The following is a 1,155-nucleotide window of genomic DNA, read 5'->3' on the forward strand; positions in this document are numbered from 1 at the left end:
CTAGTGTCCTGATTCTGAAGTTTCGCTGATTTTGGTAGTACGGAGGCAGAATCGCTTGACGGCCTGCAGGATGTCGTCGGCGGATCTGGTCCATTTGAAGGGCTTGGGATGTTCGTTATGGACGGCGATGAAAGCCCTGATGTCGGCCTCCAGGGCTTCGGTCGAACGGTGAATGCCGCGCCTGATCTGCTTTTCAGTGATGAGAGCGAAAAACCGCTCCACCTGATTGATCCATGAGGCCCCGGTCGGCGTAAAATGAACGTGCCAGCGCGGGCGCCTAGCCAACCAGTCACGGATCAGCTTCGTCTTGTGGGTGGCATAGTTATCCATCACCAGATGGATATCGAGGTCAGTCGGCACATTGGTTTCGATCTGGTCAAGGAATTTGCGGAATTCCGTAGATCGGTGCTTCGGATAACACTTTCCAATGATGGTGCCGGTGGCAATGTCGAGAGCTGCGAACAGTGAGGTCGTACCGTGGCGGGTATAGTCATGTGTCCGCCGCTCGACCTGGCCGGGCCGCATCGGGAGCATGGGCTGGCTGCGATCCAGCGCCTGGATCTGGCTCTTCTCATCCACGCACAGTACCAGCGCACGCTCCGGCGGTGCCATATACAGACCAACGATGTCGCGGACCTTCTCCACGAAGAGGGGGTCGTTCGACAGTTTGAAGGTCTCTGTTCGATGCGGCTGTAACCCGAACGCTTTCCAGATGCGATGGATCGTTGACGGTGCATATCCCACGGCCTGTGCCATCGAGCGCAGCGACCAATGCGTAGCACCGCGCGGAGTTTCTTCCAGTGTCCGGCGGATCGTCTCCGCGATTTCCCCGTCGCCGATCGAGCGTGGTGTCCCCGGCCGGGGTTCATCGTAAAGCCCGTCCAGACGGTCCGTCGCAAAACGCCGGCGCCACTTGCCAACCGTGTTGATGTCCGCGCCCATCAGGTCACGGATCGCCTTGTTCTCATGCCCATCGGCTGCGGCAAGGACAATACGGGCTCGCCGCGCAAGCGCCTGACCCGTCTTGCGCGCCCTTGCCAGAGATTCCAGTTCCTGACGCTCCAATGCCGTCAGTTCAATCGCAACCGCTACACGTCCCATTCGATTACCCCTGCCATCAGGATAATCATATAAACTTCTCGATCAGGACACTAG

1 protein-coding gene is annotated in these 1,155 nt (G+C 58.4%); it reads right to left on the minus strand.

What is annotated here, in order from left to right:
• Positions 1-1,101: an IS630 family transposase gene (locus tag CFR78_RS15930; RefSeq protein WP_034929453.1), complete on the minus strand. Its 1,101-nt coding sequence runs from the start codon at positions 1,099-1,101 to the stop codon at positions 1-3.
• Between the last annotated feature and the right edge of the window lie 54 nt (positions 1,102-1,155).

Source organism: Komagataeibacter rhaeticus, assembly GCF_003207855.1.
Taxonomy (GTDB): Bacteria; Pseudomonadota; Alphaproteobacteria; order Acetobacterales; family Acetobacteraceae; genus Komagataeibacter; species Komagataeibacter rhaeticus.